We start from the raw sequence: 5,847 nt of genomic DNA on the forward strand, positions 1-5,847 counted from the left end.
GGATTTGAGGTGCAGTTGGAGATTAGGTTGGAGTTTTGGGTTGGGGGTGTAGCAGGAGGCTAAGAGTTAAGTCGGGTCGAAGTTGGGCATTTGAGGTGCAGTTGGAGATTAGGTTGGCGTTTTGGGTTGGGGGTGCAGCAGGAGGCTAAGAGTTAAGTCGGGTCGAAGTTGGGGATTTGAGGTGCAGTTGGAGATTAGGCTGGATTTTTGGGTTGGGGGTCACAGCTGAAAGAGCCGAGGAAGGAGATCGGATGCTGGAGGATGGGTATTGAAAGTAGGCTTCCCCCGCCCCTCCGCTTCAGCCCGTTGACTATGGACCATTTTTCACTATCTTTGCACCCTCATTAAAAACCGGATGAAAGCATTTAACTTTTTTATTCTATACCGTTTACCCATTGGGATCGTGTTATTATTGGGCGGCCTGGCAATGGGTTTTACCGTTGGCTGGTGGGAAGCCACTATTTTCCTGGTACTGGCTGTAATATGCCTGGTAACACATTTCATGTTCGGCCCTATGCGCCTGGTGCAGGAAGCGGTAGAAGCAGGTAACGTGGAAAAGGCCATGGGCCTGATGAATAAAGTAGCTTTCCCCAAATTGCTGTATAAGCCTATCCGCTCTGTATATTATTTTATGCAAAGTAACCTGGCCATGTACGACCAGGACCTGGATAAGGCAGAAGCCACCATCCGCAAGAGTATTGAAACCGGCAGCCCTATGAAGGAGTATGAGGGTATGCAATACTTTCAGCTGGGCACCATTGCCTACCAGAAGAACGATCTGAAAACAGCGGATCAGAACCTGAAGAAAGCCGTAAGAATGGGCTTACCGGATAAGGAGAACACGGCTGCGGCCCTGTTAACCCTTGCCTCTATAGCCATGAGCCGCCGCGATTTTAAAACCGCCAAGGATTTCTTCCGCCGCGCCAAGGCCCAGAAGCCTACTACCGCGCAGATCGTAAGCCAGATAAAAGAAATGGATAAGTATATTTCCCGGATGCCCGGTTAATGTGCAGATATGCAAATATGCAGATGTGCAAATGGGAGCTTCGCTCAAAACCATTTGCACATTTTTTTTGCCCCTTATCTGACCATTAACAGCATAAACCAGCACATTGGCATATCAACACATTAGCACATTCCCAACATCTGCATATCTGCACATTTTCACATCTGCACATTATTTAGTAGGTTTGCCCCGCATATGGTTCCCAGTGTAATAGCTGGGATTAAAATGGGAATCCGGTGTAAATCCGGAACTATCCCCGTAGCTGTAATCCTGCATTCCAATAACGAATCATTAAATTTTCCAGGGCAATGAAGGCCACTGTTCCGGTGACACGGAATGGGAAGGCGGCCCGGAAAGCAGGAAAGTCAGAAGACCTGCCAGGTGTAATTCATCATTCGGCGCTTTCGGGTGAAAAGCCGGGAATGTATGCACCTGTATACGGTGCCTGTATTCTTTCCTTTTTCATATTTCCCCGCAGCGCGCATATTGTATCACTTTTTAAAAGTTTATTGACAGTCATTATGCGCAGGAAATTTTACACTTTTTTTCCGGCTATTGCCCTCCTGGCAGCCAGCACCACGGCTTTTGCACAGGATTCTTCCCGTACCAACCAACTGAACGAACTGGTAGTTACCGCTACCCGCTTTACGCAGAAAGCAGGCGAAACCGGTAAGGTAGTAACGGTGCTTACATCTGAGTACCTGCAAAAGAACAGCGGCAAAACGCTGACCTCCATCCTCAATACCCAGGCCGGCCTGGTGGTGAATGGGGCTGAAAATGCGCTGGGTACTAACCAGGACGTATACACGCGGGGCGCCAGCACCGGTAATACGCTCATCTTAATAGATAACATCCCGGTGAGCGATGCCTCCCAGATCTCCAATGCTTTTGACCTTAACTTCATCCCGGTAAGCCAGATAGAACGTATTGAAATACTGCGTGGCAGCCAGTCTACCCTCTATGGCTCCGATGCTGTGGCGGGAGTGATCAACATTATCACAAAAAAACCGGGTGAAAATAACCTGGGCATCAGCGCCAATGGCTCCTACGGCAGCTATAAAACCCGGCAGGGCGGCGCAGGGCTGAATGGCAGTTTCGGCAAGTTCTCTTACCTGGCCGGTTACCAGTACACCCGCTCCGATGGTTTTTCCAGCGCCTACGACAGCACCGGCAAAGGCAACTTTGACAAGGACGGCTTTAAACGCAACAGCGTATTTACCAAATTAGGACTGCAGGCCACAGAGCGCTGGCGCCTGCAATACATGCTGAACTGGAGCGACTATCATACCGACCTGGATGCAGGCGGGTTCAATGATGATAAGGATTACACCATGCATAACAAGTACATGCTGCACGCCCTTAGCAGCCATGTAGATCTTAAAAAAGGCAGCTGGAACCTGGTGTACAGCTTTCAGCGGAACACACGTAACCTGCTGGATGATACCTTGTATGTACCCAATGCCGGTTATTCCATCAACAACTTTACCTCCAACACCCACCAGGTAGAAACCTATGTGAACTGGGACCTTACCAAACAGCTGCAGCTGATCACCGGTGCGGATTTCCGCTCGTCCAACACAGATCAGAGCACACGGTATATCAGTGAGTTTTTCAAAGATTCTTCTAAGCTCTCCGGCGACAGCGCACATATGCGGCAGTTCAGCTATTACGCATCCCTGCTGCTGCATAACATGGGCGGCTTTAACCTGGAAGTAGGCGGCCGTTATAACAACCACAATATTTATGGCAGCAACGGCACCTTTTCTGTGAACCCATCTTACCTGATCAATGATCAGCATAAAGTGTTCATCAACATTTCCTCTGCCTACAAAGTGCCCACCTTGTACCAGCTGTATTCCATTTATGGCAATAAGGACCTGAAACCGGAATCCACCATCAACTATGAAGCCGGCTACCAGGGCGCCTTGTGCGGTAATAAGCTGAATGTACGCGTGGTAGGGTTCTACCGTCATACCAAAAACCTGATCAGCTTTTACAGCTTAAACGATCCTCCGTATGGCCAGTACCGTAATGCCAACAAGCAGGATGCTTATGGCGGCGAAGCAGAACTTACCTGGCGCATTATTGGCGGGCTTAGCCTGAACGTGAACTATACTTATGTAAATGGTAAAATAAAAGAGCAGGATACTGATACCAGCTATTACAATCTGTACCGCCGGCCCAAACATGCGCTGAATGCGGAGCTGGGCTACCAGGTAACACCCGGGCTGTATGTGAGCGCACAGTATAAATATATTAGCCGCCGCCTGGACCCCGCCTATATGGCCCCCCCTTTCGTGTTAGGCGATTATTATACCCTTGGCGCCTATACGGAGTATAAGCTGGGTTCTATCCTGAAGATCTACGCAGATTTCCGGAATATTACCGATCAACAATACTTTGATGTTAGAGGATATAACACCAGGAAGTTTAACTTTACGACCGGACTTGTATTTAATATCAACTAATTAATGTGCTAATGTGCTGATATGCTAATGTGCCGGTTTATATTTAAACCACTTTATTCAGCAAATACCAGCACATTAGCATATTAGCATATCAAATAATTGAAAATTATGTCACTGAAAAAGATCGATCCCCGCTTCAGCCTATTGCTGCTGTTTGTAGTAGCAGCCGGCCTTTTACGGATCCTGGGAGAAGGGAAAATAACGCCTTTCTCTAACATTACTCCCATTGGAGCAATGGCCCTGTTTGGCGGCGCTTATTTCACCGGCAGGTGGAAAGCTTACCTGTTTCCGCTGCTAACACTTTTTGTGAGCGATATTATTATACAACAGGTGTTTTACCCGGAGTTTTCGCAGGGCGGCCTGCTGTACCAGGGCTGGATCTGGACCTATGTAGGTTTTGCTGCTATGGTGCTGGCCGGGCAGCTGATCATTAAAAAAGTGAATGTGCCCAACCTGATGATGGCATCTGTAGCTGCTGCAGTGGCGCATTGGCTTATTACTGATTTTGGCGTGTGGCTGGGCGGCTGTACCGATCCTACTACCGGGAAGCTGTATACGAAAGATCTGGCGGGCCTGCTGAAATGTTATGCCATGGCAGTGCCTTATATGAAAGCCATGTTCTTTGGTAACCTGGCTTACGGTGCTATTTTCTTTGGCGCATTTGAGCTGATACAACGCAGGAGCAGTCTGCGGGTAATTACAAGTGAGCAATTACCCATTACGAATGAGTAATACTTCATTCAGGTAAATTCATTGCATAAACATTAGGGACCAGGTAGCAGTAAAGTACGGATGATCCACAAACATTTCCTTTACCGCTACCTGGTTTGTAATTATATCGGCTATCATTTCAACAAATTACCGGCCTCCCGTAATATCCAATTCGTAATTGAATAATTCGTAATTAAATGATCTATCTCGTCACCGGCGGCGCGCGTTCAGGAAAAAGCCGTTATGCACAGCAGCTGGCCTTATCACTGGCCTCCAACCCGGTGTATGTGGCTACCGCCAAAGTGTGGGACGGAGATTTTGAGCAGCGTATCCGCCGCCACCAGCAGGACAGAGGCCCCGAATGGACCAGCTTTGAAGAACAGTTACAGGTAAGCACGCTGCCACTGGATGGCCGTGTAGCCGTAATTGATTGTGTAACCTTATGGCTTACCAATTTTTTTGTTCAGCACAAACAGGATGTTGACGCCTGCCTGCAGGGCATACAACAGGAAATACAGCTGCTCATGCAAAAGCAGGATGCTACCCTGATCATTGTAACCAATGAAATAGGTATGGGCGTACATGCAGAAACAGCCATCGGCCGCCAATTCACCGATCTGCAGGGCTGGGCTAACCAGTACATTGCCCAACAGGCGCAAAAAGTAGTATTGATGGTATCGGGAATACCCCTAACAATTAAATAAATATGCAAATATGCAGATGTGCAAATGACCGCACTCGCTCAATTCCATCTGCACATCTGCATATCAGCACATTTGCATATGATAAACATAACTTCTCTTTCCCGCACGCTGGCAGCAGCGCTGCAGGATAAAATAGATCAGAAGACCAAACCACCGGGCTCCCTGGGACGCCTGGAGCAGATTGCCTTACAGGCTGGTCTTATACAGCAAACCTTATCCCCTGTAATCAGCAAACCTACTATTGCCATCTTTGCCGGCGATCATGGCATTGCGGCTGAAGGCCGGGTAAATCCCTATCCACAGGCTGTTACCGCGCAAATGGTCTATAACTTTCTGCAGGGTGGCGCCGCTATTAATACCTTATGCCAGCAGCTGCAGGTAGGCCTGGTGATCGTGGATGCAGGTGTGAACCATTCTTTTGCCACCCATCCAATGCTGAATGACTGTAAGATCGCTTATGGCACACGCAACTACCTGCACGAACCGGCCATGAGCCGCGGGCAGTGTAGGGAGGCTATGGAAGCAGGTGCAGAAATAGTGCAATACATACAAAGCCAGGGCTGTAATACTATTGGCTTTGGCGAAATGGGCATTGGCAATACCTCTTCCGCCTCCCTGCTCATGAGCTGTTTTACCGGCTTGCCTATAACAGACTGTGTTGGCGCAGGTACCGGCAGCTCCACCCAGCAGATCCTGCAAAAAACAGTGCTGCTGCAGGAAGCATTAAACCGGCATGGCGTACCTGAAGATGCTGAGCAGGTGCTGGCCACCTACGGCGGTTTTGAAATAGCTATGTTATGCGGCGCCATTTTGCAGGCTGCCGCACTTAATATGATGGTGGTGATAGACGGGTTTATTGTAACCGCTGCATTAATGGCTGCACACCGTTTACAGCCTGCAGTAACAGATTACTGTGTGTTTGCACATTGCTCCAATGAAAAAGGGCACCTCGCTATGT

At 48.6% G+C, this 5,847-nt stretch carries 5 protein-coding genes and 1 riboswitch; all 5 genes read left to right on the top strand.

Annotated features, from left to right (window positions below):
* Positions 1-355 precede the first annotated feature (355 nt).
* Complete coding sequence (locus VIM87_RS29665) at positions 356-1,006, top strand: hypothetical protein (RefSeq protein ID WP_332000477.1); 651 nt, start codon at positions 356-358, stop codon at positions 1,004-1,006.
* Positions 1,007-1,185: 179 nt separating this feature from the next.
* Positions 1,186-1,402: riboswitch (cobalamin riboswitch) on the top strand.
* A gap of 125 nt (positions 1,403-1,527) precedes the next feature.
* Positions 1,528-3,474, top strand: a complete 1,947-nt coding sequence (locus VIM87_RS29670; RefSeq protein WP_332000478.1) for a TonB-dependent receptor plug domain-containing protein — start codon at positions 1,528-1,530, stop codon at positions 3,472-3,474.
* Between the two features lie 108 nt (positions 3,475-3,582).
* Positions 3,583-4,206, top strand: coding sequence for a DUF6580 family putative transport protein (locus tag VIM87_RS29675; protein WP_332000479.1), 624 nt, complete (start codon positions 3,583-3,585; stop codon positions 4,204-4,206).
* Between the two features lie 176 nt (positions 4,207-4,382).
* Positions 4,383-4,889 (top strand): bifunctional adenosylcobinamide kinase/adenosylcobinamide-phosphate guanylyltransferase, encoded by a 507-nt coding sequence (gene cobU, locus VIM87_RS29680; RefSeq protein ID WP_332000480.1) that lies wholly within the window; start codon positions 4,383-4,385, stop codon positions 4,887-4,889.
* 78 nt (positions 4,890-4,967) lie between these two features.
* The coding region (gene cobT / locus VIM87_RS29685) for a nicotinate-nucleotide--dimethylbenzimidazole phosphoribosyltransferase (protein ID WP_332000481.1) at positions 4,968-5,847 on the top strand (880 nt) is incomplete at its 3' end.

The organism is Chitinophaga sp., assembly GCF_036569125.1.
GTDB lineage: Bacteria > Bacteroidota > Bacteroidia > Chitinophagales > Chitinophagaceae > Chitinophaga.